Below are 26,369 nucleotides of genomic sequence, written 5' to 3' on the forward strand. Positions count from 1 at the left end.
ATTAAAAATATTTACACAATATTGATATTTATAAGATTGACATTGCTAATTTAATTATTAATCCCAGTTTATTTAGGAATAGATATCTCAATAGTGCCATCATTCAGAAGAAATTTATTATTTACCCGTATTTAAAGGAAACCAAAATGGTTTATATCTCTCTAATTAGAGCAGTCATTATTTGATGAATGACAAAGGTCGACTAGATAACAAAACAAGAACGAAAGGTTACCAATAAGGGAACAATTATGTTGAGTGAGTTAAAACGTATTGCCATTTTTAATAAAGTGGTTGAATACGGTTCGTTTACCTCGGCTGGTGAATCGTTAGGCATAGCAAAATCGAAAGTGAGCGAGCAAGTTAGCTTGCTAGAATCACATCTTAACGTACGTTTACTGCATCGCTCTACCCGTAAAGTTAGCCTAACGACTGAAGGGCACGCATTTTATCAACATACCAATGGCCTCTTACCGCTGGCAGAAGACGCGCTACGGGCCGTCCAGCATTTTTCTACCGATGTGGCAGGCGTGATTAGGATCGGTACAACCATTGATGTCGGCAGCTATATTTTAAGTCCGCTGATTTCAACATTTTCTGAGAGTTACCCCAATGTGCTGTTTGATATTCAACTCGAAGATGGTTTACAAGATCCAGTAGCCACACAATTAGATGTGCTGATCAGAATGGGTGAACTGACATCTTGCTCAATGGTTGGCCGCGAATTAATGCCTTTTAAAATGGGGATATACGCCAGTAAAAAATACTTAGCTAGTGCACCTTTATTAAGGAAACTACGAGATTTAGAGCAGCACCCATGGGTTGCGTTAACTTTATTGAATCTTCCTCAAGATAAAGTCACGCTAATCAATCCAAAGGGAGTGAGATGCGACATCAAAACCCGCCCTAAACATATCTGCAATGCGCCGCTTGGTGCGATGTCAATGGTACAACAAGGCATGGGGATCGGCTTGATTGCCAATTTTCTCGCTGACGAAATCAATGATCCTAACCTCGTCAGGCTTTTTCCAGATTATTATCTATCAGATAACACCATGAACATTCTTTACCCGAGCCGTCACCACCTTGCGCCACGAGTAAGGCTATTTATTGATTATTTAATTGAAAAAATCCGAGCTTGAGCAAAACAAAAACGCCCCGTCAGTTAACGGGGCGCACTTTAAGCCTTAACGACGACGTCGCCACATACCAAAGCCGAGTAATGAGAAGAGTGCTCCTAGGCCGAATGAACCGCCATAGATGTTCAGTTCTAACACGGCAGGATCATGATCAGATGCGCGGAAATGATCTTGATATTTAGGTAAATCACCTTTGAATTCACTGTTGTAATCAAACAGTGTCGATTCACCGCCGTTGATATGCCAATCGGTCGCATCCACCACTTTGCCTTTCAAACTTTTGCTGACCAGCAAATGATCCAGTGCGCCAACTTCATCATTAAATGAGTAACTCCAGCTCTCTGGGTGTTTTATGGCCACGGCGTTAAGGTACCCATAATTGTGAGTAATCAACGCGCCATCATCACCAAATTGAGGAGTACCTGCAATGTAAGTATTACGTGCCGCACGAATGGTTTTGCCATACTTCTCTGGGCTGTAGTCCGTCAATACGAGCATCGGGTCTTCCATACCGTAAGAGTTCATATCACCCAAAATGACTTTATGCCCTTTTATTTTTTGTAACGCTTCACCTAAAGCAACTGCAGCTGCGACACGGAATTGTTCACATGCACCTTGAAAATCAAGATCTTTACCGCCTTGCCCACCTTGTTCAACTGGTGCGGCATCTTCCCAACATGCCGAGCCTTTGGATTTTAGATGGTTAACCGCGACGGTAATTTTCTCATTGCCACCTTTAACTTTGAAGGTCGGTGCAAGCGTGTCACGCTGGTAATTTTTACCATCTTCAATCACTTTACCTTTGTCATCCAACACTTCTGGTGCTTGCTGGCTTGGCATTGGAATTACACGATTCTCTGTCAACTTCACTACTTTTTCACGATAAATCACTCCTGTGGTGATCACATCCGTGCCAATAGAATCAAGTTCATCGGTCACACCATCATTATTTGAGTCAATCGCGACAAAACGGTAATGCTTTTTCTTATCCGAGATCTGGCTGTTGATCTGATTGACCAATTGCGCAATCGCCGACCCTGCACCGAAACCGTTATTCTCAATTTCCATCAAACCGACAATATCGGCATCCAAACGTACAATCGCATTGACGATCTTCGCTTGCTGCAGTTCAAATTCTGCAAGGTTATTAGCACCACGATTATCACCATGCTGATTTGCATCACCGCCAAACGGCGAGTTGAAATAGTTAAGCACGTTGAATGTGGCAATGCGCAGATCGCCTTCATCGATATCCGGTTTCTCGCTGCGAGGATCATTGCGTACGAAATTCTCTTGGCTAAGCGAATTGGTCACAATCAGACGATATTCGTTGTAACCGTATGAGAGCACACCTTCTAAACCTATGATGCTGTCATCAATGCGGATGTAATCTTCAGTCGAACCATTTTGATCAATATCACTGCGACCAAACTCTGGGTAGTACGGAATTTGGCCATCGGCGGCTTTCGCATCTGATTCAATAAACAAGCGGCGCTGCGCGTTTTCGATGCTCTGTTGTTTGGCTTGCTCAGAGCCCGCAGCGAATAGCTGGTTCGGCTGCATGTTAATACGACCTTGCGCTAACACCATGTTATTGCGACGAGAAGCATAGTCATAACCAAAGGTGCGCGTCACACGCATATCCAGCTCTGGTGTGGTTTTTACCAACATGCCTTCATAACGCTCTAATGTGTGCTCAAAGTTCTCATCGGTGGGCAAAATCTCTATCGCGGTCGCTTGTGGAGCCTCTTGCTCACCTTGTTTTAGCCATTGGTTGTTTTCGACTTTAAGCTGTGTGAGGTTGTAATACTCCTGTACTTTACCTTTCACACAAACCACATCCCCCGGTTTTAAACTTGAACTTGATTGATCGGTAAAAACAAACAAACCTTCAGAGGTATTTAAGTTGTAATCATCTTCCAACGCTTGCAGATAAAAACCTTTAGTCAACCCTGTGGTAATGGCACTCACGACACCTTTGACAAAATATTCTTGGTCGGTGATGTAAGGGTAGCCACTAATAAAAGGAGAGGTTTGCCCTTCGCCTTGGATCGCTTGAATAGAGGTAAAGGTGGGCTCAGATCCCTCTTGAGTACAGGTAAATTCAGCCGGTGGCTCAATGGCATCGAGTGCGCCTAACCCTTCAATATTATCTTTGGTTAGCGCGCTCCACTGCGCAGCTTGATAAGCCGCAGAGGGCGTGAGGCTATCGCTATTACGCACTAAAGTGGTGTCCTTGCCCCAGTTAATGCCGCCCATCACTCCCAACACATCATGTACGCTACCATCACTGTTTAGCAGCGCCACCGGATCATCACCGTTAAAATTAATCACCGAGCCATCATTTTCATCACTCACCGCTTGAATAGCACTATTGGCGCTGGCATGAGAAATCACTAACACATCATTCGCGGCAATTACTCGCCCAGTCAGGGGCAACTGTGTATCCCAGTTCCCACCGCCATTGCTTGATTTCGCTAAAATGAAATTGTCTAAACTGACGGATGCATTGCTAGTGTTAGCAATTTCGATGGCCTTATTGAAGCTGCTGCCTTCTACATACTGAGAAATAATAATCTCAGCTTGAGCTGATACAGCCAATGTGGAGCTTATCGCCGCAGCGAGTAATGTTCGGCCAAAGGGTTTAATTCGTGTCGATTCCATTGTTCACCTCTTTCCCTGCTCTGTAACCGAAGTGGTAAGCAAGGTGTTGTAAATCACGTTTATAAAGGGGATTGGTTCCATTTGCGCGTACAGTGTTGTGTTTTTAAATGAAAGATAAAAACATTCACCATTCATATCGAGATCAACATCGCATAGCCAGCGCAAATACTTGAACTAAGCGCAAACTTTCAACAAAGAAGGTAAAGGGGGTTTTCGACAGTGATATTGCAGTGAGGTGAAAAGTCTTATTTTTCTAAAAAGAACAGCAAACAAGGTGCCCCGTACACAACAAACACCTTGGTTTGATTATTGTGACTGGCTAAAAGAGAGATAGCGATCAAAGACGGCCTGCGCGCGACCGGTTTGTTGCGCTTCAAGAAAATAGACATTGAGCTGATTTAACAACGGCATCGAATTTTCTAAGCTACGGCGAATTTGCACATGGTACTGCTTGTTCCTATCGAGCAAATGGTGAACGATTGGCCGATCAATTTGATATAGACCCAACTGAATTCCACCATAAATGGGTTCAATTTCACTCGCAAACCAGTCACAGCGCTCTTTTTGCAGCATATTCAGCGCTTGCTGTACGGAATTTAAATAGAGAGAGGGTTCTCTAGACAGTGCAAAATTCTCATAATTAAAGCCATTAACTCCGCATAATACGCCATCAACGGATGGGTCTTGCAAATTTTCATAGTTGTCTGGCAGCGTAAAATAACCGAGTTGAATCGTATAAAGCGGCACCGAAAAATAGCTGTACTCAGCCCTTTCTGCGCGATAACTTGCATCCCATGTCAGATCGCAGCGACCTCGCTCTTGTTTCAGTTCATGTTGGACCCGCGCCCAAGGCATAAAATAAAACTGGTAATCGATGTTGTGAGATTTTAATGCGTCCAAGACTAGCGTTGTCGCTGAGCCAGTTAAGGAATCGTTTTTTTCTTGATACGAGCTCCCCTGCCAATAGGTGAACGGGGGCCAAACATTCGCATCACCAACACAAATACGAACCTGCTCTGCAGCGGCGGCACTACAAATAAACGTCAATCCTAATAACAGCAGTCGTCTCATCTTCAAAACTCATCATCATGACTGTGATTTAAAGTGTAGACCTAAGCCTACAAAGAGAAAGATCAAATTTTATTAAGCAGAAGTAAAAAATAAAGCTAGGAAAACCTAGCTTTATTTAATGTGAAAAGAGTTAAGTTGTCGCAGAAAAAACTAAGGACGCTCGACAAACCCTACCGCTTTAAATGCTTGTTTCAAGGTGATCGCAGCGCGAGCCGAGGCTTTTTCTGCACCCGCTTTCATTACTGAATCAAGATACGCGCGATCTTCTCGAATACGCGCGTATTCAGCTTGTACAGGCTCCAGCATGGCAACCAGCGCTTCTCCAACATCTTTCTTGAAAGGGCCGTACATCTCAACACCTTGATATTGCGCTTCAATCTCAGCAAAGCTTTTGCCTGTCGCCGCAGAGTACAAACTCATTAAGTTGGAGATACCCGCTTTGTTTTCGGTATCAAAAGCGATGCGCGGTGGCGTTTCAGTATCTGTCTGAGCCTTATTAACTTTCTTAATAATCGACTTTGGATCTTCCAGCAAGGTGATGACGTTCTTACGGTTATCATCTGACTTCGACATCTTTTTCGTCGCATCTTGCAGGCTCATTACTCGCGCGTTCACTTGCGGAATGTAAGGCTCTGGAATGGTAAAGATCGGCTTTTCAGGACTATAGATATTGTTAAAACGAGTCGCGATATCTCGCGCAAGCTCTAAGTGCTGCTTTTGGTCACTGCCTACAGGTACTTGGTGAGCGCCATAAAGTAGAATATCGGCCGCCATCAACACCGGATAACCGAATAAGCCCGCATTCACATCGTTCGCATAACGTGCTGATTTGTCTTTGAACTGAGTCATGCGGCTCAATTCACCCATCTGCGTGTAGCAGTTGAGAAGCCAACCCAATTGAGCATGCTCTGGTACGTGTGACTGAACAAATAGCGTGCTCTTTTGAGGGTCAACACCAACTGCAAGACAGATTGACAATGCATCTAACGTGGCTTCATGCAGTGCTTTCGGATCTTGACGAACCGTGATCGCATGCAGGTCAACTACGCAGTATTGACAATCATAGTCATCTTGCATCTGTTGCCATTGACGTAGAGCACCCAAATAGTTACCGATACTTAGTTCACCTGACGGTTGAACACCACTCAATACAATGGGTTTGCTCATAGGGATGATTTCCTTGCTACTTAAAATGAGATAAGACTGAAAATGTCTGTGAAAAAAACCGCGCTCATTCGCTAAGTGATACTTGATTTAGCGATAACGCGGTTTATGCAGTGTACTCATTGACGAGTATTTTACTAGCGCATTGTGTGAACTTTTATGCTGAAACTCGCAACACATCAAGCAATTGGTCGATACAGTCCGCCACGTAATCAGGGTTGGAAGCTGAAATGGGCTCACCGTGATTGTAGCCATAAGTCAAACCAAACGAATAACAACCCGCATTTTTAGCCGCTAAAATATCGTTTTTCGAATCCCCAACCATCAACATTTCCTTGGCCGTTAGTTGATGTTTATCCAATAGCCAGTTAAGCGCCATTGGATCAGGTTTTTTGATCGGGAAGGTATCACCACCAATCACATCACTAAAAAAGTGCTCAATACCATGTTGTACCAATACGTCAGGTACAAACTTAGACGGTTTATTGGTCACCAAAGCTAATGTGAATCCAGCACTGTGCAGCTGCGCTAAGGTTTCTTTCACTTGGGGATATAAATGGCTCAGTTTATGGCCCGTTTGGGCATAAAATTCATCAAAACGCTCACGAGCGGTGGCTTTGATCTCATCGCTAAGATCAGGGTTGATGGTTAAACTTTGGCTAAGTGAGCGAGCGATCAGCACATCTGCACCATTGCCGACGTAATCACGCACTTGCATTTCTGATACTGATGAATAGCCTAACGATTGTACCGCTTGGTCGGCGGCTACAGCTAAATCTGGCACGCTGTCGAGCAAGGTACCATCGAGATCAAAGGCGATTAATTTAATTGAGCTTAAAGACATCTTAACTTCCGAATAATAGACAAGGGGCACAAAGCCCCTTGTTGCGTTATAAGTATGTTGCGTAGTGATTATTGAGGTGTAGTCAGTATTATGACTTAGCGCGCCACTTTGGCTAATTCTGCGCGCATCTCATCAATCACCGTTTGGTAATTAGGTTGACCAAAAATAGCCGAGCCTGCGACAAACATATCTGCGCCCGCTTGTGCAATTTCACGAATGTTATCGACTTTGACTCCACCATCAATTTCAAGGCGGATATGACGACCCGATTGCTCAATCAATTGACGCACCGCGCGCAGTTTATCCAACGTATGCGGAATAAAAGATTGGCCACCAAAACCAGGGTTAACCGACATCAGCAAAATGAGGTCCACTTTATCCATAATAAATTCGAGATGCGCAAGTGGCGTAGCTGGGTTGAGCACTACACCCGCTTGGCATCCGTGCTCTTTGATCAATTGCAATGTGCGATCAACGTGATCAGAAGCTTCCACATGAAAAGTGATCATCGAAGCCCCTGCTTTGGCAAAATCAGGAATGATGCGATCAACCGGTTTAACCATCAGGTGGACATCAATCGGTGCCGTAACACCATAGTCACGCAGCGCCTTACAAATCGGAGCACCAAAGGTCAAGTTGGGAACGTAGTGGTTATCCATTACATCAAAATGGACAACGTCTGCCCCAGCGGCAAGCACTTTCTCAACATCTTCGCCAAGACGAGCAAAATCTGCTGAGAGTATAGATGGCGCAATTAGGAAATCTTTCATACCTGACCTCTTAGGCTAGTGGGCGCAAATGCGTGATGAGCAAAATTCGCCCGCAATTCTACCTAAGCTGGCCAAGATATCCTAGCGCGACACCCGATTTAACTGCGAAATGTTAACCTTCGCATTCCGCTGTATTGAACAGTGCCAACAACTCATCTACTTTGTTGCGCCCTGCTCCATTACGGCTAATGGTGCGCTTAACCTTGACCACGTTAAGTTCTGCACCATGATATAAACGGCGCGTTAACTTAGTGTCATGATTGGAAATCAGTACCGGTATGCCACGATCATTGGCGGCTTTTTCGGCGACATCGGCCAATGAGGCTTGATCATCCAATGAAAAGCCATTACCAGAATAAGAAGTAAAATTGGCGGTAGTAGAGAGTGGCGCGTATGGCGGATCGCAATAGACAACACAGCCCTTGCGAGCACGACGAAACGTCTCTTCGTATCCTTCGCAAATAAAGGTCGCTTTCTTGGCTTTCTCGGCAAAAAACTCCAATTCTGCTTGCGGGAAATAAGGCTTTTTGTAGGAACCAAAAGGCACATTGAAACCGCCTTTTTTGTTGTAGCGACATAAACCATTAAAACCAAAACGGTTCATGTATAAAAACGCCAACGAACGATACAGTACATCATCGGTTTTATTGAACTCTTTGCGAATATCGAGATACGCTTCTTTACGGTTGTTATCGGCAGTGAACCAACGCTTAGATTCGGTGATGTACAGTTCAGGTTGATCTTTAATCAGGTTGTACAAGTTGATGAGATCAGGATTGATATCGGCCAACAAATACTGTTCAAAATCAGTATTGAGGAACACAGAGCCAGCACCAACAAAGGGTTCAACCAGTTTACGCGCTGGCGGCAGGTGACGTTGAATCTCTTCGACTAGGCCATACTTACCACCAGCCCATTTAAGAAAGGCACGCTGCTTCTTCATTTACTGCTCTATCTTTCAACCACGAAATAAGGCTGCGGAATGTAACATATTTTTGCGTCAAGCTCAGCGTTATTTCGCACGATCAATCTCTCGCTGTACTTGGCTGAGTGATTTGGCCCAAGGGCCTTGCAATTGCAACGCTTTCGGTAAGGTTTCAACGGCATCACGCGCAAACTGGATGGTTGGATAATTACCATAGGTGATGATGTACCACTCCACATCATTGCGTGCTGTCGGATAAATACGCACCTTTTCTTGCAGCGCGTAGGTGTTAATAAAGTTTTGTGCTTCAGCAAGCGAACTGACTGCCGCTAATTGCAAAGTATAACTGCGTGGCGAGAAGGCTTTGAGTTCTTCTCTCGCAAAGGAGAAGGTGATTTTCGTTGGCGCAGCAGCAGTGGCAGTCTCACTTACTGGCACAGTTTGCGCCGTGCGGTTTTGTGCATCAGCAAGTGCATTATTAATCACTGACGTATCGGCTTTGATCGAATTGCCTTCCAAAAGCGCATCCACAACATCAGACTCAATCACCACTCGTTGCTGATCGCTGTCAATTATGCCCACGCTCTCTGAATTCTCCATCACATCGGGTGGTAACGAACTGGAATCATCTTCAGCATCTAAATAACTCGGGTCACTTTTCGCAAGCTCCTTACCATTATTGGTGGCGTCAGTTGCTGAATCATCGTTAAGCATATTGACTGTTGGTGCAGCAGCATCCCCGAGCGTCGGAATCACCGTCTGCTCGAGTGTACCTGTAATTTGCGACGCTTGCTCATCGGGTGAGGGCTGGGTAAATAGCCACCAGTAACCACCACCGATGATGAGCAGAAGCAGTAAAACCAAGGCAGCGATCTGCACAGGAGAACCGATAATCGAACGGATGATGATCCTTTTTTCCATTTTCTGCTCTCCTAATGCCATGATTTCCCCAGGCACGCGTTTCACCTTTTTGTAAGCGTTGCGTACGCGGCGCTCCATCTCATCGGGTACATAACGCATGACCAGATTTTCAAAAAAGCGATCCGCTTCTTCATTGCTTAGGGCTTCAATCTCAAGCTCTACGGGTTTATGCTCTTGTCCGTAGCTTAAACGAGTCAGCAAAGCATCAAGACTATTGGCTTGTGCAAATAATACGACATTGATGGTCCACAATGGATTGGCTTGTGCTTCTAACACCAGCATCCATAGCTCAGACACTAAGGTTTCGGAGAGTAGATGAGCGTCATCGACAACAATCACCACATCACAACCGCCACCATCAAGCAGGCGAGCTAAACTGTCAGAAAGTGTATCGTGAGGATTAAATAACGGGCCTGAAACGATTTGGGTAAGAATGGTCGCTCGACGCTGCTGGTCATCTTGATTGGGATGACACAGCAACAGCGATTGGTTTTTATCTTCGGCCCACGCTTCTAAATAACGCTGCGCTAACCAAGATTTACCAAAACCTAATCCACCACCAACGGTAATGACATTTGAGCCAAAATTGGTCAATAATTGCAAACGCTCAAGTAGCTCGACTTGCGAATCTAATTCCAATATACGTAATTCATTCGCCAAACTCATTAGGCCGTCCTACTGACAGACAACTGTCAAATTAGTATCAATGAAGATTTACAGGGTGCGGCAGAAGTCAATCGCTTGTTCAATGACCGCTTCGGGTACACCTTTCACTACTTGTGATGTACCAATACTGGTTGGTAGCACCAAACGTAGTTCGCCTGAAAGCACTTTTTTATCACGCATCATGTGTTGCATAAAGTCAGAAAACGACATGCTTTCGGGCGTATGAATCGGTAAATTTGCTCTTTTGAGTATAGAAACAATCCGCTCAACTTGCTGATCGTTAATTAAACCTTGTAACTGCGCCGTTTTAGCGGCCATCACAGTTCCGGCAGAAACCGCTTCACCGTGTAGCCAATTACCATACCCGAGCTGCGCTTCAATCGCATGACCAAATGTATGACCTAGGTTCAACAACGCGCGAATTCCCGACTCTTTTTCATCTTGAGCGACCACATCGGCTTTAATTTGACAGCAGCGAGCGATGGCATAACTTAGCGCTTGCTCATCTAAGGCATAGAGTTTATCGAGATTCTCTTCCAACCAGACAAAGAAATCATGATCGTAAATGATGCCATATTTGATCACTTCCGCCATACCAGCGGCAAATTCTCGCTCTGGTAAAGTCGCCAAACATTCAGTATCAATAATGACGGCTTTCGGCTGATAAAATGCACCAATCATGTTTTTACCTAAAGCATGATTGACCGCGGTTTTACCGCCAACGGAGGAGTCCACTTGCGAAAGCAGCGTGGTCGGTATTTGGATAAAATCGACTCCGCGCTGATAACAGGCTGCGGCGAATCCAACTAAATCACCAATCACGCCACCACCTAAAGCGATGATCACCACATCACGGCTGTAATTACCTTCCAGCAGGTAACTCATCACCGTGTTAAATGTATCTAAAGTTTTGTACTGCTCGCCATCTGGCAGTTCAAGCAAGGAGACGTTACAAGCATGCGGTGCAAGAAGGGCGAAGATTTTATCCGCGTACAAAGGCGCGACCGTCACATTACTGATGACGACGACTTTTTGTTTGGCCGATAAGAAAGAAAGGAGGGCCGGATCATTAAATAATCCGGCGCCAATTGAGATTGGGTAGCTACGCTCATCTAAACTGACCGTAATCCGTTCCATGGTTTGCACTCCAAAATAAAGAACTTAGGAATGTTCTTCTAGCATTTTTACGATCTCGTTGGCTACCACTTTTGCACCTTGATCGTCAGTACGAACCGTAAAATCAGCGATCTCAGCGTAAAGATCGTTACGTTCATCAGCCAAGCATTCTAAGACTTCACGTGGATTGTCTGTTTGAAGCAATGGCCGTTTTTTGTCACGGTTCGTGCGTGCAAGTTGTTTTTCAATCGTCGTTTCAAGGTAGACCACAATACCACGAGCAGATAAACGATTACGGTTTTCTTTACTCTTAACAGAACCACCGCCTGTTGCGAGTACAATACCTTGTTTCTCGGTTAGGTCATTAATTACAGCTTCCTCACGTTTACGGAAGCCCTCTTCACCTTCGACGTCAAATACCCATGCGATATCTGCGCCTGTACGCTCTTCAATGACTGTATCTGAGTCTAAAAACTCCATATGCAGTTGTTGAGCAAGATGTCTACCAATTGTACTTTTGCCGGCGCCCATTGGGCCAACAAGGAAAATATTGCGTTTCTCAGCCATGTTTAGCAGTAATTTACAACGTTAATTCAATGACATCGCCACAAGATTAGCCAGTATAATACTGACCGTTAAGACGCTCGTGGCACCTATTCCTCACAGATGATTCGTGATAAGACCCGAAATTATCTAGATATGGTGCCACTAATGCAACTTTATTTTTTAACCAATCGCAATATCAGCCGTAAGTTATTGAATGACGACTTTCGGTGTCACGAAAATCAGCAGCTCACTTTTGCCCACTTGCTCATAGGAGCGGCGGAACAATGCACCAAGTAATGGCAAATCACCAAGTAATGGCACCTTATCCACCGTATTGTTGACGCTATGTTGGAATATTCCACCAAGGACCACGGTTTCTCCATTATTGACCAATACTTGAGTGCCAATACGCTGAGTATTAATTGCAACCGCTTCTCCCGTCCCTGTTTTTACAATATCCCCAGGCCGGTCTTGAGTGACACTGAGATCTAACACTAAACGATTATCCGGCGTTATCTGCGGCGTCACTTTTAAACTCAGCACCGCTTTTTTGAAGGCGACTGTCGTTGCCCCGCTGGAAGAGGACTCCAGATAAGGGATCTCCGTACCCTGCTCGATGTAAGCGGGTTTCTTGTTGGTCGTGATCAAACGAGGGCTGGAAATGATCTCCGCTTTCGACTCACGTTGCAGCGCTGAAAGCTCTAAATCCAACAACATATCCGACCCCAACTTAGCCACTTGGAAGGCTATACTTGAGGCATTAGCGGAGGTCGCCGCTAAGTTTACGTTAAGGAAGTCATCAACGGGCAATGTGCTTTCCCCCAATTTGCCCACTTGGAATAAATTACTTTCAATACTTCCGCCTGCGGTGTTGTTGCCATTGGTCGAAGTAAAGCCCCAGCGTACGCCAAGTTCATCCAAATTACCTTCGTTGACCGTAACAATGCGCGCTTCAATCTGTACCTGTTTGACCGGGATATCGAGCGATTCAACAATTTGGCGTATCACCACAATATTCTCAGCCAATTCACGGATCAGCAGTGAGTTGGTTCGCTCGTCGATACTGATGGAACCTCGCTCAGACAACATGCTGACTGCCCCTTCGCCGCCAATCATCTGCGCAATATCAGACGCCTTAGCAAAATTAATTTTGATGATCTCAGAACGCAGATCGCCCAACTCTTCAGCCAAACGTGCCTTTTCAAGCTGCTGCTTTTCACGTAAATCCAACTCTTCTTTAGGTGCCACTAAAATCACATTGCCGTCAACACGCTTATCTAATCCCTTGACTTGCAAAATGATATCGAGCACTTGCTGCCAAGGCACGCCATCAAGCCGTAGCGTCAGGTTACCAGTGACCGAATCTGAGACGACTAGGTTAAACGCGTTATAATCTGCGATAAGCTGCAAAACATTTCGCACAGGAATATCTTGAAAGTTAATCGAGATAAGCTTGCCCTCTTTCTCAAGAATGCTCTTCGGCTTAGGTTTTTCTTGTTCTTTCAGTTTGCCAATTACCACCTCAAGGTATTTCCCTTTTAAGCTGTAATCATACTTAAACTCGCCATGAATGGTCGCCAGTAACTGTGTACTTGGCTCTTTGCGCAATACCTCGATACTCTCAACAACGGTTGCAAAATCTTTGACGTCCAAGACATACAGTTTCTCATTGGAGACATCCGTCTTAAGCAGTTCAATTTGTAAACCGTCAGCCACTTTCTGCACATTAACTACCGTCGAAGGTGATGCGAGTTCAACAATCAATACGGCGTCTTTGTTTTTATTGACTCGAAAATCAATGCCTTTAAGCTCGTTGGTCTGCGCCGTTTCTGCCGCCACACTTAGCCCTGCCACACTCAATAATAAGCCAAATAAGAGGCTCCGAAATACCATAGTCATTTGTGTCTGTAGTCCTTTAATCATAGTGATTTCTCTAAATTCAAATTCTATTTCAGAGCCAATTTGACGTTACGTTGATTCCAACAACCTAAGCCGTCTGGCAAGGTTTCATTGATCAGCAGGTAATTGGAATCAACTCGAGTAACTTTGCCGTGATTCAAACCTAAATATTGTCCCGCTTTCACATTGACGACCTTGCCTTGGGGCGTTTGCACTAATGCCGATACCGCGCCCCCGCTACTCATCACGCCTTTTAATCGCAGTTGATTAAGCGGATAGCGCTCTAGCTGGCCATTTTTACTGCGAGCCGGAGGTTGCCAGCAGTCTGCCTTCACTACAGGCTGATTTTGTACAATCGCTTCTTTAGGCAGCACAAAAGGTTCGCGGGATTCATGTTGCGCATAATGAGCAACTTCAAATTGAATAATGGGTTTTAATTTGGAGACTTCTTTGCGTGCTTGCCCCTCGACCTGCTCCACATAAACCTTCAATGAATCTTGATTCGCCTTACAACCAACCAATACACTGGTACTAAACAACACCATCAGCAGCAGATTATTGTTTTTCATCGTCCACCTCTTGCTTGAATTGATAGGTATAAGCGCGCACCCTAAAATGTAACGTGCTGCTTTCCTGGCTAACCCGTTGCCAATCAACATCATCGAAATTAATAATGCGGGGCAATTTCGCGATCGCCTCTGAGAAATCACCAATGTCGTGGTAATTCCCAGTTAATTCGATATTGAGCGGCAAACGATACAGAAACTCTTTATTCTGTTTTTCTCCCCAATCAATACGTGTAAAGGTTAACGCGTTATCTAGCCCTAGTTCATTGACCGACGCGAGCATGCTTGCGAGCTCTTTTTGCACGGGTAATTGGCGTAATAAAAAATCATAACGTTCAGTTAATTCATCCAGTTGAGCTTGCAACTGGGGTAAGGTAGCAGCTTTGCTGGCCTTAATCCGTAAGGTCGATTTCAGCACCTCTTCTTGCTGTTTTAAGTTCTGCAATTGCTCATTTTGAGGCATAAGATAGAACCACGCGCCAACGCCTTGAATAATCAGCATCAACACCAAAATAACCAGCAGTTGAGGCAGCAACGGCCATTCAGCCATTTCATCCATATCAAGATCTTGAAAACTAGTCATGGACAGCTCCTGTAGGCCGAATCTTGGTTAGCACAGAGCCCTGTGGTGTCGGGGAATGAAACATAAATGACACTTTAAACGTCTGAAACTCCTTACCAAATCGCTTATTACCGTGCACGATAGAGTGCATGTTGACATCGGAAAGTAAGGCTGATTTTTCAAAATTATCGAGCATGGTCGCAAGACGCGCAGTGCTGTCACTGATGCCCGTAATTTCAATTTCTTCACCATTCATTTTGATCTTATCGACGTAGACTCCTTCAGGCATAAGCTGTGGCATCAGGTTCATCAACTCGGTGGTTTTATTGCGTTGGCTTTGCAATGACTCAACAACCGATAAGCGAGTTAATAGTGCCTTGTGTTCTTGTTCCGTCATTTTTAATGCATTGATCTGTTTATCAAGCTGCTGAATGTATTGATTCAAATAAGCCAAACGAGACTCTTGCTGCTGTGCTTGCCCGGAGAAATACAAACCGATACCCCATTGAATACCAACAGCGCTCATCACACCTAAGACGACCAAGCCCATAAAACGACGCTTATGCGCCGCTCTTTGTTCCTCTCGCCAAGGCAGTAAGTTAATACTATGCAACATGAGAAGACTCCAACCACTCGATACCACGCAGTGCAAGGCCAGCCGCGGTGCTAAAACTCTGCCCAGACTGCTTACCTCGCTGGCGTTTCGCTAACTTATTGTTAAACAGAAGGAAGGGATCGAGAATTTCGCACTCAAGCTTGAGACGCCGCGAGATCTCTTGCGCCAACATCGGAATATCTGCACCACCACCTGAGAGCCAAATGCCTGCTAAACTGCCCGCGCCATTGACGGAGGTGAAAAGCTGCAACTGACGTTGAAGTCGCTCGATCAACTCATGCACAAAGCGCTCGTTTTTATCGGCTAATTCCGCATTGGTGCCCGACATCGCGCTGTCTTGGGACAACCACTGACAACCGAGAGGGATTTCTTTATGAAAAGGGGCTTTATCAGTAAAATCAATACAGAGCGCCGTTTGGGTATGGCCCACATCCATGAGCATCCAATCGCTGCGATGTTGTGCCCTGCTCGCCAACTGCCAGATGTTTAACAAACTGTGTATTTGCACATCAACCGCGATCGGTAAAAAGCCCGCTTTTTGAGCCGCTAACGCACGGCTTTCCACGACGTCTTTACGAGTGGCGTAAACTTGATAACTTACGGTGCTACTGCGACTTACGCTTTTTTCCATCACTTTGACGAAATCGAGACTCAGTTCTTCTATCGGGAACGGTGACTGATGAGAAAATGCCTGATAAATAGCAAACTCTTTTTCACGCGCCTGCAGGTCACTATCTATTTGTAATACCTTACTTATTACCGCATTGTCCGGTACCGATATGGCGACTTTGTGACTAAATAGTGGTAAACCCTTTCTTAGTTCTTTGAGTTTCTTTACAATTTTCTGATAATCCAGCGTGTGGTTATCGGAGAATATGTCCTCAGTAATAAATAATTCTTTATAACCGACGAGTGCATATGAATCACCCGCTAGCTTTAACACCACCGCTTTAATACTATGGTGGCCAATATCTATACCCGTAACCATTGATTTACCCATACGGCTTAGCTCCAGTAACGCTGCTTAGGCTTAGCTCGATTTGCTTATTTTGAGGTTAAATAAGCCACAATTTATTTTTAGAGCTAAATTTTTAGCCTAGAGTACAAGGGTTTGCATAAGGGCAGCCTTAACTAAACAGGGATTATCCGGTGAAGTTCATAAAGCGATTGTTATTACTTTCATTGATTTGCATTATTCTTGGAGTCACTACGATATTTGGCTTCTATTTTTACGTGAAGCCAGACCTCCCCGATGTAGCGACTTTACGTGATGTACAATTGCAGACACCGATGCAGGTCTATAGTCAAGATGGCAAGCTCATCGCCCAATTTGGAGAAAAGCGCCGAGTTCCGCTGCGTATTGAAGAGATCCCGCCTGAACTTATCGAAGCGATTATCGCCACCGAAGATAGCCGCTTCTACGAACACTATGGTTTTGACCCAATTGGTATCACTCGTGCTGCGGTCGCTGTGATCGCCTCAGGTAGCGCTAAACAAGGTGCAAGTACCATTACTCAGCAGCTTGCTCGTAACTTCTACCTCTCTAATGAGAAGAAGATCATGCGAAAAATCAAAGAGATTTTTATCGCTATTCATATCGAACAATTGCTGACGAAAAAAGAAATCCTAGAGCTTTATCTCAATAAAATTTATCTCGGTTACCGATCGTATGGAATTGGAGCGGCAGCCCAAGTTTATTTTGGAAAAGAAGTCAAAGATTTAACGCTGAGTGAAATTGCCCTGATTGCAGGACTTCCCAAAGCACCTTCAACTATGAACCCTATCTATTCTCTAGATCGCGCGACTAACCGCCGTAACGTGGTGCTACAGAGAATGCTTGATGAGAAATACATAACCCCAGCACAATATACGCAAGCCCGCTCTGAGCCCTTAATGTCGAAATACCACGGTGCTGAAATTGAACTTAATGCACCTTATGTGGCAGAAATCGCCCGTTCATGGATGGTGGAGCGCTATGGTGAAGAGTCGGCCTATACCTCTGGCATGATTGTCACCACAACGGTAGATTCCAAACAGCAGCAAGCCGCGAGTAAAGCTGCAATCAATAACCTACTCGCCTATGATGAGCGTCATGGCTATCGCGGTGCTGAAAAAGTAGTTTGGAAAGAAGGCCAAACGCCATTGAATGAACAGCAACTGGCCGAGCACTTAAATAATGAACCGACTTATGGAGATTTATTACCAGCCGTCGTTACCCACGTAAGCAGCCAATCGGCTACGGTTTGGGTTAAGAACCAAGGATTGCAGACCATTGAATGGCAAGGCATGAACTGGGCTCGCCGTTTCTTAACTGATTCTCGACAAGGACCGGTTCCGAGTACAGCGACGGAAATCATCGCCGCTGGTGAACAAATTTGGGTACGTAATCGTGCTGAATACAGTGATGACCATACCACCGACGAAGTACCACAGTGGTACTTAAGCCAAGTACCCAATGCCAACACTGCCTTTGTTGCCATGAACCCAGAAAATGGGGCGGTACTGGCGCTGGTTGGCGGCTTTAACTTTGTGCACAATAAATTTAACCGTGCGACTCAATCGGTGCGCCAAGTCGGCTCAAGTATTAAACCCTTTATCTACTCTGCCGCCATCGATAAAGGCATGACCTTAGCGACACTCATTAATGATGCGCCGATTAACCAGTGGGACCAAAGCCAAGGTACAGCATGGCGTCCTAAAAACTCACCACCGACTTATATTGGCCCAACTCGTCTTCGTGTTGGCTTGGCTCAATCCAAAAACGTGATGGCGGTGAGAGTGCTACGCGCTGTTGGGCTGGATGAAACACGTGAGTATCTCACTCGCTTTGGTTTTGATATTGACCAAGTACCACGCTCAGAAACCATTGCCTTAGGTGCGGGAAGCTTAACGCCGGTTAAGATGGCGCAAGGCTATTCCGTGTTTGCCAATGGCGGCTATTATGTTGAACCCTATTACATCAGCAAAGTTGAAGATCCCTTTGGCAAACTTGAGTATCAAGCCACACCAAAAGTCGTTTGCCAACAGCAATGCACCCCAGACACAAATGAGTTCGATGAACAAGATGTTGCATCGCACTATGCTCCACAAGTAATTTCCGAACAAAACGCATTTCTTGTCCGAGAGATGATGTACAGCAATATTTGGGGTGGCGGAAATTGGCGTGAAGGAACGGGTTGGAATGGTACAGGCTGGCGTGCACAAAAGCTGGGGCGTCGTGATATTGGTGGTAAAACAGGAACGACCAATGACTCCAAAGATGCGTGGTACAACGGCTATGCACCGGGCATGGTCGCTATTGCTTGGGTCGGATTTGATGATCATAACCGCAACTTAGGTAGGACAACCGAAAACAGCAATGTAGATGACGATGGTGTATCCGGTGCGGAAGCGGGAGCAAAAACGGCACAACCCGCTTGGATTGATTTTATGCGTCAAGTACTGGTCGATGTGCCAGCGCAAGACAAACCCATTCCCGCCAATATTGTGCGGGTAAGAATCGATATCGATACCGGCCTGTTAACCAATAAGTTTGATTCAAGCTCGATGTTTGAATACTTCATTCAAGGCACAGAGCCAACCGAGTATGTCGCAGAGAGTGTCTCTGACAACATCTACTCTTCACCTACAGGTGAAGAGCTGTTCTAAAGCTCAGTAAAAAGAGGCTAAATTTAGCCTCTTTTTTTATTTCTCATTTAGCTTTGTTTTGATTGCATGAGCCAACTGCTCAAAACGCTGCCTCAGCGGCGATCCCGGCCGATAAACTAATACTAAGCGGCGTGAAGGCTGCGGGTTGACCGCTTTAAGGTAACAAACGCCATCCTTCTCTTTGACATCTGGTAAAGAGAGCTCAGGTAACAGGGTAATTCCCCCACCCGCTGCGACCATATTACGCAGCGTCTCTAAGCTGGTCGCTTTAAAACGTTCGTCATCTTTTGCGCCTGCCGCAAAACAGAAACCTAAGGCTTGATCGCGTAAGCAATGACCGTCACCTAAAGCCAATACCGTTCGCCCTTTCAAATCCAACATACTTACTTCACTTTTTGCAGCCCATTCATGCCCACTAGGCACGGCAATACTCAATGCTTCGTCATACAGATCAATCTCTTTAAAGTGAGCCGTTTCCGCAACGGAGGCCAACACTAAACAATCGAGTTTTCCATCTTCTAACTGGCGCACAAGCTGTTGGGTTTGCGCTTCGTGTAAATAGAGCTCCAGTTCAGGAAATTGCTCTTTTAAAAAAGGCACAATACGCGGCAAAAGGTAGGGGCCTAAAGTGGGAATGAATCCAATATGGATAGGACCACTCATCGAGCCACCCTGGCCGCTAGCCATATCTCTGAAGGTTTTGATTTCACTTAAAATACGCTTGGCCTGATCGACCAATTGCAGGCCCGAATCGGTGAACAATACTCGGCGACTGCTGCGCTCTAATAATACTGTTCCCAGCTCATCTTCCAGTTTGCGGATCTGGCCACTGAGTGTTGGCTGGCTCACAAAACAAGCTTCTGCTGCTTTACGAAAATGTTTATGTTCAGCTAATGATACTAAGTACTCAAAATCACGAATGTTCATCTTCAATCTCAATAGAATCCACCTATCAAAACCATAGCATCAAACGATTGGAGCTATCAAAGGTTTTCTTCCATAATGGCTTCAACAAATGAGAGCAGCGGCTCTTAAAATCATAACCTAACTTAGAAAATCACAAGGAAAATAGAATGTTAGTATCTAAAGAAGGCCAAGCGGTACCACAAGTCACTTTCCCTACTCGTCAAGGTGATGCTTGGGTTAATCTCACAACAGATCAATTATTCAAAGGTAAAACCGTTATCGTATTTAGCTTGCCAGGTGCCTTCACCCCAACCTGTTCATCAAGCCACTTGCCGCGTTACAACGAACTGTACCCGGTGTTTAAAGAGCATGGCGTTGATGACATCCTATGTGTTTCGGTGAACGATACCTTTGTGATGAATGCTTGGAAAGCAGACCAAGAAGCAGAGAATATTACTTTCATTCCTGATGGCAATGGCGAATTTACTGACGGCATGGGTATGTTAGTTGATAAAAGCCAAATCGGTTTTGGCAAACGTTCATGGCGTTACAGCATGCTAGTCAAAGATGGCATCATCGAAAAAATGTTTATCGAAGCTGATGAACCGGGTGACCCGTTCAAAGTATCAGATGCTGACACCATGCTGAAATACATTGCACCTAACTATAAAACACAAGAATCGGTTACCGTATTTACTAAACCAGGTTGCCCATTCTGCACTAAAGCAAAACAACTCTTGATTGACCACGGTCTTCAATATGAAGAAGTGGTATTGGGTAAAGATGCAACCACAGTGAGCTTACGAGCTATCACAGGCCGTACCACCGTTCCGCAAGTTTTCGTTGGTGGTAAACACATCGGCGGCAGCGAAGAGCTAGAAGCTTACCTGGGCTAATCACGCCTGCCCTAGGAAAATCTTCCTAGGGCATCCTCCTCATTTAGACTCAATGACAGCATTATTAAATGTTGCCATCGACTATTCACATTCCAAATTTAGAGAAAGCGATGATGAAACAGTTAAACGTTGATGTAGCCATTATTGGTGGTGGGACCGCAGGACTCGGCGCTTATCGTGCAGCAAAAGCACATACGACTAGTGTCGTCATGATCGAAGGTGGCCCATACGGAACCACATGCGCTCGCGTCGGCTGCATGCCATCTAAGTTACTGATTGCGGCCGCTGAAAGCGTCCATCACATCCACAAAGCTCCTGCTTTTGGGGTTCATCCTCAAGGTGAAATTGTCATTAATGGACGTGAAGTGATGGCGCGGGTAAAACGTGAACGTGACCGCTTTGTCGGATTTGTGCTTGAAGGCGTTGAGGAGATCCCCGCTGAAGACAAAATCTCAGGCTACGCCCAATTTATCGACAACCACACCCTACAGGTCGACAACCATACACGAATCAGCGCCAAGCGGATCGTGATTGCTACCGGTTCTCGCCCAGCCTACCCCGCGGTATGGCATGAACTTGGCGATCGCTTAATCATTAATGATGACCTATTTGAGTGGGACGACTTACCCGAATCTGTTGCCGTATTTGGCCCGGGAGTTATTGGCTTAGAACTAGGTCAAGCCTTACATCGCTTAGGGGTAAAAGTGAAGCTGTTCGGCATTGGTGGACAAGTTGGCCCATTAACCGACCCTGATGTGATGGCTTACGCTGATAAAACGTTTAAGGAAGAATTCTATTTAGACGCTGACGTTAAAGTGGAAAGCATGAAACGCATTGCTTCTCCAACAGGCCAAAACGACAAAGTTGAAATCCAATTCATCAACCGTGAAGGGCAGCTCGAGACATTTGTCGTTGACTATGTGTTGGCGGCAACCGGTCGTCGCCCGAACGTAGATAAATTGGCAATTGAAAATACCGATGTAGCCCTTGATGCGCGTGGCGTACCAGCGGCCGATTACTATACGCTGCAAACCTCTGTAGACAGTATTTTCATTGCTGGTGATGCCAGTAATCAACTGCCACTGCTTCATGAAGCAGCCGATCAAGGTCGTATTGCAGGGGATAACGCTGGCCGCTACCCAGATATTCGTGCCGGGCTTCGTCGTTCCTCTATCTCAGCGGTTTTTTCAGACCCGCAAATTGCGATGGTCAGTGAATCCTACAAACAGCTAACCACTCGTTTGGGAAATTGTGGCTGTTTTGCTATCGGTACTGTGTCGTTTGAAAATCAAGGCCGTTCACGCGTCATGCTGCGCAATAAAGGGTTATTGCATGTGTATGGCGAACAAGGAACAGGGCGATTTTTAGGCGCTGAAATGATGGGGCCGAATGCAGAGCACTTGGCTCATTTGCTGGCGTGGGCACATCAAAATCAGATGACGATTTCACAGATGTTGGATATGCCTTTTTATCACCCCGTAATTGAAGAAGGCGTGCGCACCGCGCTGCGTGATCTAAACGCTAAACTGCATTTAGGTCCTGAGATGATCAAACATTGCATGGACTGCGGTCCGGGCTGTTAATTTTCAACATCCATTCATGCGGTCGCCCTTGTGCGGCCGTTTTTTATACGCTTTAGTTTCAGCCGCGCCTTAGACTCACACCTTCGCGCACGTTATACTGCCGTTATTTTCTCTTTAATGAACGCGCTTATGCCTTGCAATAACTGCCAATCTTCGTGGTTTTGGAAAAAAATCGGCCGCTGCCAACGTTGTATGGATCAGCTCACTGTTTTGTCTGTTGGGTGCTGGCTTGTGTGGTGGTGGTTATGCAGGGAGAACCCTAAAACCATTGAATCGATCAGCTTGCTAATAGCGGGCTTTGCCTTTAACGGTTTGCTGTTTTTACATCTGTGGATGAAGTTTGTGGTACTCCCTTGGCGTAAGCGGCAAGGGCGCGACAAATAAAAAGCTAAAGAGCACAAAAGAAAAAGCCCCAGAACCAATAGTAGGTTTGGGGCCTTCTTAGATTCTTCTAAGAAAAAGCAGTGGTACAGTTATAGACCACGCTTTTCTTAAATTGTTCCGTGATCATTCGATCTTTTTGAGATCTTTTTCCAAGGCCTCATTAACGGCAATGATCGCGTTGGTAATCAACGTATTAAGCGACGTTGACTCGCTTGATGACCTGCTCAACCAAATTGATCTCAAGCGCCACTTCATCACAAGCGTGCTGCCGTGGGCATTGTTCACAATCTTTAAGCACTTTCTCTGGCAGTAAGCTTTTTGAGGTTGGAATAAAATCATGCTTCATGAAAAACTCTGGCGTTCGAGTCAGAACAAACACTTTCTTAATCGCCATTTGCCGCGCTTTATTCACCAAATACGAGACGATCGCTTTTCCTTGTCCTTGACCTTGCCAACCTGCTTCTACACCAAGCGAACGAATTTCAGCCAACCCAGAGTCATAGACATATAACGAGGCACATCCCGTCACTTCACCATGGTGTTCCGCCACGGCAAATGAACCAATATCGCGCACCAACTCATTGCGTGAACGGGGCAAGTTTTCTCCCATATTCGCCCAATAAGTGACCATACTTTCTAGCGTTTCAATATCCGTCAAACGGGCAGGACGAACTTTCACCGCCGTGGTGTCACGTTTGTCTAAACGCGCTTTGGCTTGGTCAACCGCATAGGCCACTTGTTTTGGCGAAACGCCACCTAAAGCGCTGCGTTTTTCTAAGCAAGATTCGATGGTGAGGATCGCATAAACATCATCTTCAATGACCGACGAAAACTCTTTAAGCTCGGCAAGGGTCAGTTCTTCAAGCGCACACCCTTTCGCGATCGCGCCAACCACCGCTACGCCCACAATATGGTGCGCTTCACGGAAAGGGATCCCTTTGGCGACTAAATAATCAGCTAATTCGGTAGCATTGGCATAGCCTTGTTTGGCCGCTTCTAAAGTCCGTTCGGTTTTAATTTTGATGCCATCAAAGCAAAGCGCAGCCATTTCCATGCAGTCGTTCCAAGTATCCAGCGCGTCAAACAGCCCTTCTTTGTCTTCTTGCATATCTTTGTTATAAGCCAATGGTAAGGCTTTGACCGTCATCATCATGCCCGCAAGCGAGCCATAAACACGGCCAGTTTTGCCACGGATCAGCTCTAATGCATCAGGGTTTTTCTTTTGCGGCATCAAGGATGAACCCGAAGTCACGGTGTCAGCCAGTTCGATAAAACCAGACTCACCCGAGTTGTAGAAGATCATATCTTCCGCCAAACGAGATAAATGCAGCATCGAGATCGACGCCACCGACATCAATTCCATCACGTGATCTCGGTCGGATACTGAATCGAGCGAGTTACGCGTGGCACGGCGAAACCCTAAATGATGAGCAAGCTGTTCACGATCAATCGGATAGGCCGTACCTGCCAGCGCGCCGGAGCCAAGCGGGCAAGTATCAAGGCGCTTAATCGCATCATTTAAACGAGAGTAATCACGCTCAAACATTTCAACATAGGCCAAACACCAATGCGCAAAGGTCACTGGTTGCGCACGTTGCAGGTGGGTATAACCGGGCAAAACCGTCGCTTGGTGCTGCTGAGCAACCGACACTAGTTTCGTTTGCAGGCGATCTAACCCCAACAGTAATTGCTGACCTTGCTGGCGGCACCACAATTTTAAATCGGTCGCGACTTGGTCATTACGAGAGCGCCCAGTGTGCAGCTTTTTGCCTAAATCACCCACTTTGCTGATCAACTGCTGCTCAACCCAAGAGTGAATATCTTCTGCATCAGAGCGTAAGATCTGCTCAGGATCTTCCATCACTTCCAGTTTGAGTTCGTTGAGCGCAAGTTCTAGTTTTTGCTGCTCCTCTTCGCCCAAAACATTCACTGACACCAACGCCTTTGACCATGCTATAGAGCCCACAATGTCTTGTTCAGCCAATCGGTAATCAAAGCGAAGTGAATCGTTGAACTCTTTGAACCTCGTGTCTGCTGCTTGGGTAAATCTACCGCCCCATAATGCCATTGCGTATCTCCTGCTCTTAGGTCGCGACTGAGCGTGACCACATCAAATTGCTCAATCATTTTTATAATAAAGATCGCTACTAGAGCGATCTTTTATTGTTATTTTTGTGTCTCTACCTTGGGGGTTAACCTAGGCTTTATTCTTCTTCGCTTCGTTCAACGCTCTGATCCGGCTTGCCAACGAATAGAGACGAATGAAGCCGCCCGCGTGGCTTTGGTCATACACAACATCTTCACCAAAGGTCGCAAACTCTTCCGAGTACAAGCTGTTTTCAGAACGTTTTTGCGTCACTGTCGCTTGCCCTTTGTAAAGCTTCACAACCACTTCACCATTAACATCCTGTGCCAGCTCATCGGCTGCGGCCATGATGGATTTACGCAGCGGAGTGAACCAACGGCCATCGTATACAAGATGCGACGCTTTGACACCCAGTTCTTCACGAAATTCGAATGAGGCTTTATCGAGTACTAACTGCTCAACAGCACGCAACGCTTCCATCATGATGGTACCTCCTGGGGTTTCATAACAACCACGAGACTTCATACCAACCAAACGGTTTTCGACGATGTCGATACGACCAACGCCGTGTTTAGAGCCTTTCTCATTAAGGTAAACGAGTGCGTTGTAAGGCGTCATCAGTTCACCATCGACGCCAACGACTTCGCCTTTCGCGACCTGCAGTGTGACAAACTCTGGTTCATTTGGCGCTTGCTCTGGATCTACTGTCCATACCCAGCAATCCTCATTAGGGGCGTTCCAAGTACTCTCAAGCACGCCACCTTCGGTCGAAATGTGCCACGCGTTCGCATCACGCGAGTAAATTTTCGTCAATGAAGCGGCGCAAGGAATGTTACGCTCAGCAAGGAAATCAAGACACTCTTCACGACTCACGATGTCCCACTCACGCCAAGGGGCAATCACATGTAAATCAGGCGCTAGGGCTGCAAACGCACCTTCAAAACGCACTTGGTCATTACCTTTCCCCGTACAGCCGTGACACAGCGCATCGGCACCCACTTTACGCGCTACTTCAACTTGCGCTTTGGCAATGATTGGGCGAGCCATTGACGTCCCAAGTAGGTATTTACCTTCGTAATAAGCGCCTGTTTTTAGTGTTGGGTAGATGTATTCAGCGACCATCTCTTCTTTAAGATCGACCACATAACACTCTGACGCGCCAGACGCTTTCGCTTTCTCTTCAATGCCGACCAATTCTTCTTCACCTTGGCCGACATCGGCAACAAAGGCAACCACTTCACAATCGTAGTTTTCTTTTAACCACGGAATGATCACCGATGTATCTAGACCGCCAGAATATGCGACAACGACTTTATTGACTTGAACCTTGCTCATCTTACTTTCTCCATTTCCCGGCGCTGCGCTTGGCGGTCAGTGCTCTGGGTGATTAATTACTTACA

At 45.8% G+C, this 26,369-nt stretch carries 22 protein-coding genes; 5 read left to right on the plus strand and 17 right to left on the minus strand.

All coding sequences use genetic code 11. The features are described 5' to 3' along the window. The first annotated feature begins 248 nt into the window (after window positions 1-248). Window positions 249-1,139, plus strand: a complete 891-nt coding sequence (locus AACQ21_RS08095) for a LysR family transcriptional regulator (protein WP_047690555.1) — start codon at window positions 249-251, stop codon at window positions 1,137-1,139. A 45-nt stretch (window positions 1,140-1,184) separates the two neighbouring features. Here AACQ21_RS08095 and AACQ21_RS08100 read toward each other — a convergent pair whose 3' ends face one another. The 14 genes from AACQ21_RS08100 to pilM form a co-directional block, all read right to left on the minus strand. Next, a complete protein-coding gene (locus tag AACQ21_RS08100) occupies window positions 1,185-3,800 on the minus strand; it encodes an ExeM/NucH family extracellular endonuclease (protein WP_105977410.1) in 2,616 nt (871 codons plus the stop codon). 306 nt (window positions 3,801-4,106) lie between these two features. Beyond that, window positions 4,107-4,871, minus strand: coding sequence for a substrate-binding periplasmic protein (locus tag AACQ21_RS08105; protein WP_181185590.1), 765 nt, complete (start codon window positions 4,869-4,871; stop codon window positions 4,107-4,109). A 150-nt stretch (window positions 4,872-5,021) separates the two neighbouring features. Beyond that, window positions 5,022-6,038, minus strand: coding sequence for a tryptophan--tRNA ligase (gene trpS, locus AACQ21_RS08110; protein ID WP_105977412.1), 1,017 nt, complete (start codon window positions 6,036-6,038; stop codon window positions 5,022-5,024). 154 nt (window positions 6,039-6,192) lie between these two features. Continuing rightward, window positions 6,193-6,879, minus strand: a complete 687-nt coding sequence (locus tag AACQ21_RS08115; RefSeq protein WP_026027427.1) for a phosphoglycolate phosphatase — start codon at window positions 6,877-6,879, stop codon at window positions 6,193-6,195. Between the two features lie 95 nt (window positions 6,880-6,974). After that, entirely contained in the window at window positions 6,975-7,649 is a 675-nt protein-coding gene (gene rpe / locus AACQ21_RS08120; protein ID WP_013855893.1) for a ribulose-phosphate 3-epimerase, read from the minus strand. A 112-nt stretch (window positions 7,650-7,761) separates the two neighbouring features. Further along, complete coding sequence (locus AACQ21_RS08125) at window positions 7,762-8,592, minus strand: Dam family site-specific DNA-(adenine-N6)-methyltransferase (protein ID WP_013855892.1); 831 nt, start codon at window positions 8,590-8,592, stop codon at window positions 7,762-7,764. Window positions 8,593-8,661: 69 nt separating this feature from the next. Further along, complete coding sequence (locus AACQ21_RS08130) at window positions 8,662-10,161, minus strand: SPOR domain-containing protein (RefSeq protein WP_105977413.1); 1,500 nt, start codon at window positions 10,159-10,161, stop codon at window positions 8,662-8,664. A gap of 48 nt (window positions 10,162-10,209) precedes the next feature. Then, complete coding sequence (gene aroB / locus AACQ21_RS08135) at window positions 10,210-11,298, minus strand: 3-dehydroquinate synthase (RefSeq protein WP_105977414.1); 1,089 nt, start codon at window positions 11,296-11,298, stop codon at window positions 10,210-10,212. 24 nt (window positions 11,299-11,322) lie between these two features. Next, window positions 11,323-11,844, minus strand: coding sequence for a shikimate kinase AroK (gene aroK, locus AACQ21_RS08140; RefSeq protein WP_010317691.1), 522 nt, complete (start codon window positions 11,842-11,844; stop codon window positions 11,323-11,325). Between the two features lie 186 nt (window positions 11,845-12,030). Beyond that, window positions 12,031-13,716 carry a type IV pilus secretin PilQ gene (locus tag AACQ21_RS08145; RefSeq protein ID WP_370685857.1) on the minus strand — a complete coding sequence of 562 codons (1,686 nt, stop codon included), beginning with the start codon at window positions 13,714-13,716 and terminating at the stop codon, window positions 12,031-12,033. Between the two features lie 53 nt (window positions 13,717-13,769). Then, window positions 13,770-14,291, minus strand: a complete 522-nt coding sequence (locus tag AACQ21_RS08150; protein WP_017047272.1) for a pilus assembly protein PilP — start codon at window positions 14,289-14,291, stop codon at window positions 13,770-13,772. Beyond that, on the minus strand, window positions 14,278-14,871 hold the full coding sequence (locus tag AACQ21_RS08155; protein WP_013855887.1) for a type 4a pilus biogenesis protein PilO: 594 nt from the start codon (window positions 14,869-14,871) through the stop codon (window positions 14,278-14,280). The genes AACQ21_RS08150 and AACQ21_RS08155 overlap by 14 nt, the downstream gene beginning before the upstream one ends. Then, window positions 14,864-15,466: a PilN domain-containing protein gene (locus AACQ21_RS08160; RefSeq protein ID WP_017047271.1), complete on the minus strand. Its 603-nt coding sequence runs from the start codon at window positions 15,464-15,466 to the stop codon at window positions 14,864-14,866. Before AACQ21_RS08160 ends, AACQ21_RS08155 begins: the two co-directional genes overlap by 8 nt. Beyond that, a complete protein-coding gene (pilM, locus tag AACQ21_RS08165; RefSeq protein ID WP_105977415.1) occupies window positions 15,456-16,466 on the minus strand; it encodes a type IV pilus assembly protein PilM in 1,011 nt (336 codons plus the stop codon). The genes AACQ21_RS08160 and pilM overlap by 11 nt, the downstream gene beginning before the upstream one ends. A 149-nt stretch (window positions 16,467-16,615) precedes the next feature. Between pilM and AACQ21_RS08170 the strand changes: the two genes are divergently transcribed. Beyond that, on the plus strand, window positions 16,616-19,114 hold the full coding sequence (locus AACQ21_RS08170; RefSeq protein WP_105977416.1) for a penicillin-binding protein 1A: 2,499 nt from the start codon (window positions 16,616-16,618) through the stop codon (window positions 19,112-19,114). A gap of 36 nt (window positions 19,115-19,150) precedes the next feature. Here AACQ21_RS08170 and oxyR read toward each other — a convergent pair whose 3' ends face one another. Continuing rightward, window positions 19,151-20,041, minus strand: coding sequence for a DNA-binding transcriptional regulator OxyR (oxyR, locus tag AACQ21_RS08175; protein ID WP_105977417.1), 891 nt, complete (start codon window positions 20,039-20,041; stop codon window positions 19,151-19,153). 146 nt (window positions 20,042-20,187) lie between these two features. Between oxyR and AACQ21_RS08180 the strand changes: the two genes are divergently transcribed. From AACQ21_RS08180 to AACQ21_RS08190, 3 genes are all read left to right on the plus strand, one after another. Continuing rightward, window positions 20,188-20,916, plus strand: coding sequence for a redoxin family protein (locus AACQ21_RS08180; RefSeq protein ID WP_013855882.1), 729 nt, complete (start codon window positions 20,188-20,190; stop codon window positions 20,914-20,916). Window positions 20,917-21,029: 113 nt separating this feature from the next. Continuing rightward, window positions 21,030-22,499 (plus strand): dihydrolipoyl dehydrogenase, encoded by a 1,470-nt coding sequence (locus tag AACQ21_RS08185; protein ID WP_105977419.1) that lies wholly within the window; start codon window positions 21,030-21,032, stop codon window positions 22,497-22,499. Between the two features lie 129 nt (window positions 22,500-22,628). Then, window positions 22,629-22,883 carry a DUF3624 domain-containing protein gene (locus AACQ21_RS08190; RefSeq protein WP_013855880.1) on the plus strand — a complete coding sequence of 85 codons (255 nt, stop codon included), beginning with the start codon at window positions 22,629-22,631 and terminating at the stop codon, window positions 22,881-22,883. Between the two features lie 193 nt (window positions 22,884-23,076). Here the strand turns inward: AACQ21_RS08190 and argH are convergent, their stop codons facing one another. Continuing rightward, on the minus strand, window positions 23,077-24,951 hold the full coding sequence (gene argH / locus AACQ21_RS08195; protein WP_105977418.1) for an argininosuccinate lyase: 1,875 nt from the start codon (window positions 24,949-24,951) through the stop codon (window positions 23,077-23,079). 129 nt (window positions 24,952-25,080) lie between these two features. After that, complete coding sequence (locus AACQ21_RS08200; protein ID WP_017043213.1) at window positions 25,081-26,304, minus strand: argininosuccinate synthase; 1,224 nt, start codon at window positions 26,302-26,304, stop codon at window positions 25,081-25,083. Window positions 26,305-26,369 lie beyond the last annotated feature (65 nt).

This window comes from Vibrio sp. V01_P9A10T6 (genome assembly GCF_963877065.1).
GTDB classification, from domain to species: Bacteria; Pseudomonadota; Gammaproteobacteria; order Enterobacterales; family Vibrionaceae; genus Vibrio; species Vibrio anguillarum.

Bases quoted from the DNA above. Each gene is read 5' to 3' on its own strand.
- rpe (WP_013855893.1), bottom strand. From the start codon at position 7,649: ATGAAAGATTTCCTAATTGCGCCATCTATACTCTCAGCAGATTTTGCT.
- AACQ21_RS08105 (WP_181185590.1), bottom strand. From the start codon at position 4,871: ATGAGACGACTGCTGTTATTAGGATTGACGTTTATTTGTAGTGCCGCC.
- oxyR (WP_105977417.1), bottom strand. From the start codon at position 20,041: ATGAACATTCGTGATTTTGAGTACTTAGTATCATTAGCTGAACATAAA.
- AACQ21_RS08190 (WP_013855880.1), top strand. From the start codon at position 22,629: ATGCCTTGCAATAACTGCCAATCTTCGTGGTTTTGGAAAAAAATCGGC.
- AACQ21_RS08115 (WP_026027427.1), bottom strand. From the start codon at position 6,879: ATGTCTTTAAGCTCAATTAAATTAATCGCCTTTGATCTCGATGGTACC.
- argH (WP_105977418.1), bottom strand. From the start codon at position 24,951: ATGGCATTATGGGGCGGTAGATTTACCCAAGCAGCAGACACGAGGTTC.
- AACQ21_RS08180 (WP_013855882.1), top strand. From the start codon at position 20,188: ATGTTAGTATCTAAAGAAGGCCAAGCGGTACCACAAGTCACTTTCCCT.
- AACQ21_RS08200 (WP_017043213.1), bottom strand. From the start codon at position 26,304: ATGAGCAAGGTTCAAGTCAATAAAGTCGTTGTCGCATATTCTGGCGGT.
- AACQ21_RS08125 (WP_013855892.1), bottom strand. From the start codon at position 8,592: ATGAAGAAGCAGCGTGCCTTTCTTAAATGGGCTGGTGGTAAGTATGGC.
- AACQ21_RS08130 (WP_105977413.1), bottom strand. From the start codon at position 10,161: ATGAGTTTGGCGAATGAATTACGTATATTGGAATTAGATTCGCAAGTC.
- AACQ21_RS08160 (WP_017047271.1), bottom strand. From the start codon at position 15,466: ATGTTGCATAGTATTAACTTACTGCCTTGGCGAGAGGAACAAAGAGCG.
- AACQ21_RS08100 (WP_105977410.1), bottom strand. From the start codon at position 3,800: ATGGAATCGACACGAATTAAACCCTTTGGCCGAACATTACTCGCTGCG.
- aroK (WP_010317691.1), bottom strand. From the start codon at position 11,844: ATGGCTGAGAAACGCAATATTTTCCTTGTTGGCCCAATGGGCGCCGGC.
- AACQ21_RS08150 (WP_017047272.1), bottom strand. From the start codon at position 14,291: ATGAAAAACAATAATCTGCTGCTGATGGTGTTGTTTAGTACCAGTGTA.
- pilM (WP_105977415.1), bottom strand. From the start codon at position 16,466: ATGGGTAAATCAATGGTTACGGGTATAGATATTGGCCACCATAGTATT.
- AACQ21_RS08185 (WP_105977419.1), top strand. From the start codon at position 21,030: ATGAAACAGTTAAACGTTGATGTAGCCATTATTGGTGGTGGGACCGCA.
- trpS (WP_105977412.1), bottom strand. From the start codon at position 6,038: ATGAGCAAACCCATTGTATTGAGTGGTGTTCAACCGTCAGGTGAACTA.
- aroB (WP_105977414.1), bottom strand. From the start codon at position 11,298: ATGGAACGGATTACGGTCAGTTTAGATGAGCGTAGCTACCCAATCTCA.
- AACQ21_RS08145 (WP_370685857.1), bottom strand. From the start codon at position 13,716: ATGGTATTTCGGAGCCTCTTATTTGGCTTATTATTGAGTGTGGCAGGG.
- AACQ21_RS08095 (WP_047690555.1), top strand. From the start codon at position 249: ATGTTGAGTGAGTTAAAACGTATTGCCATTTTTAATAAAGTGGTTGAA.
- AACQ21_RS08155 (WP_013855887.1), bottom strand. From the start codon at position 14,871: ATGACTAGTTTTCAAGATCTTGATATGGATGAAATGGCTGAATGGCCG.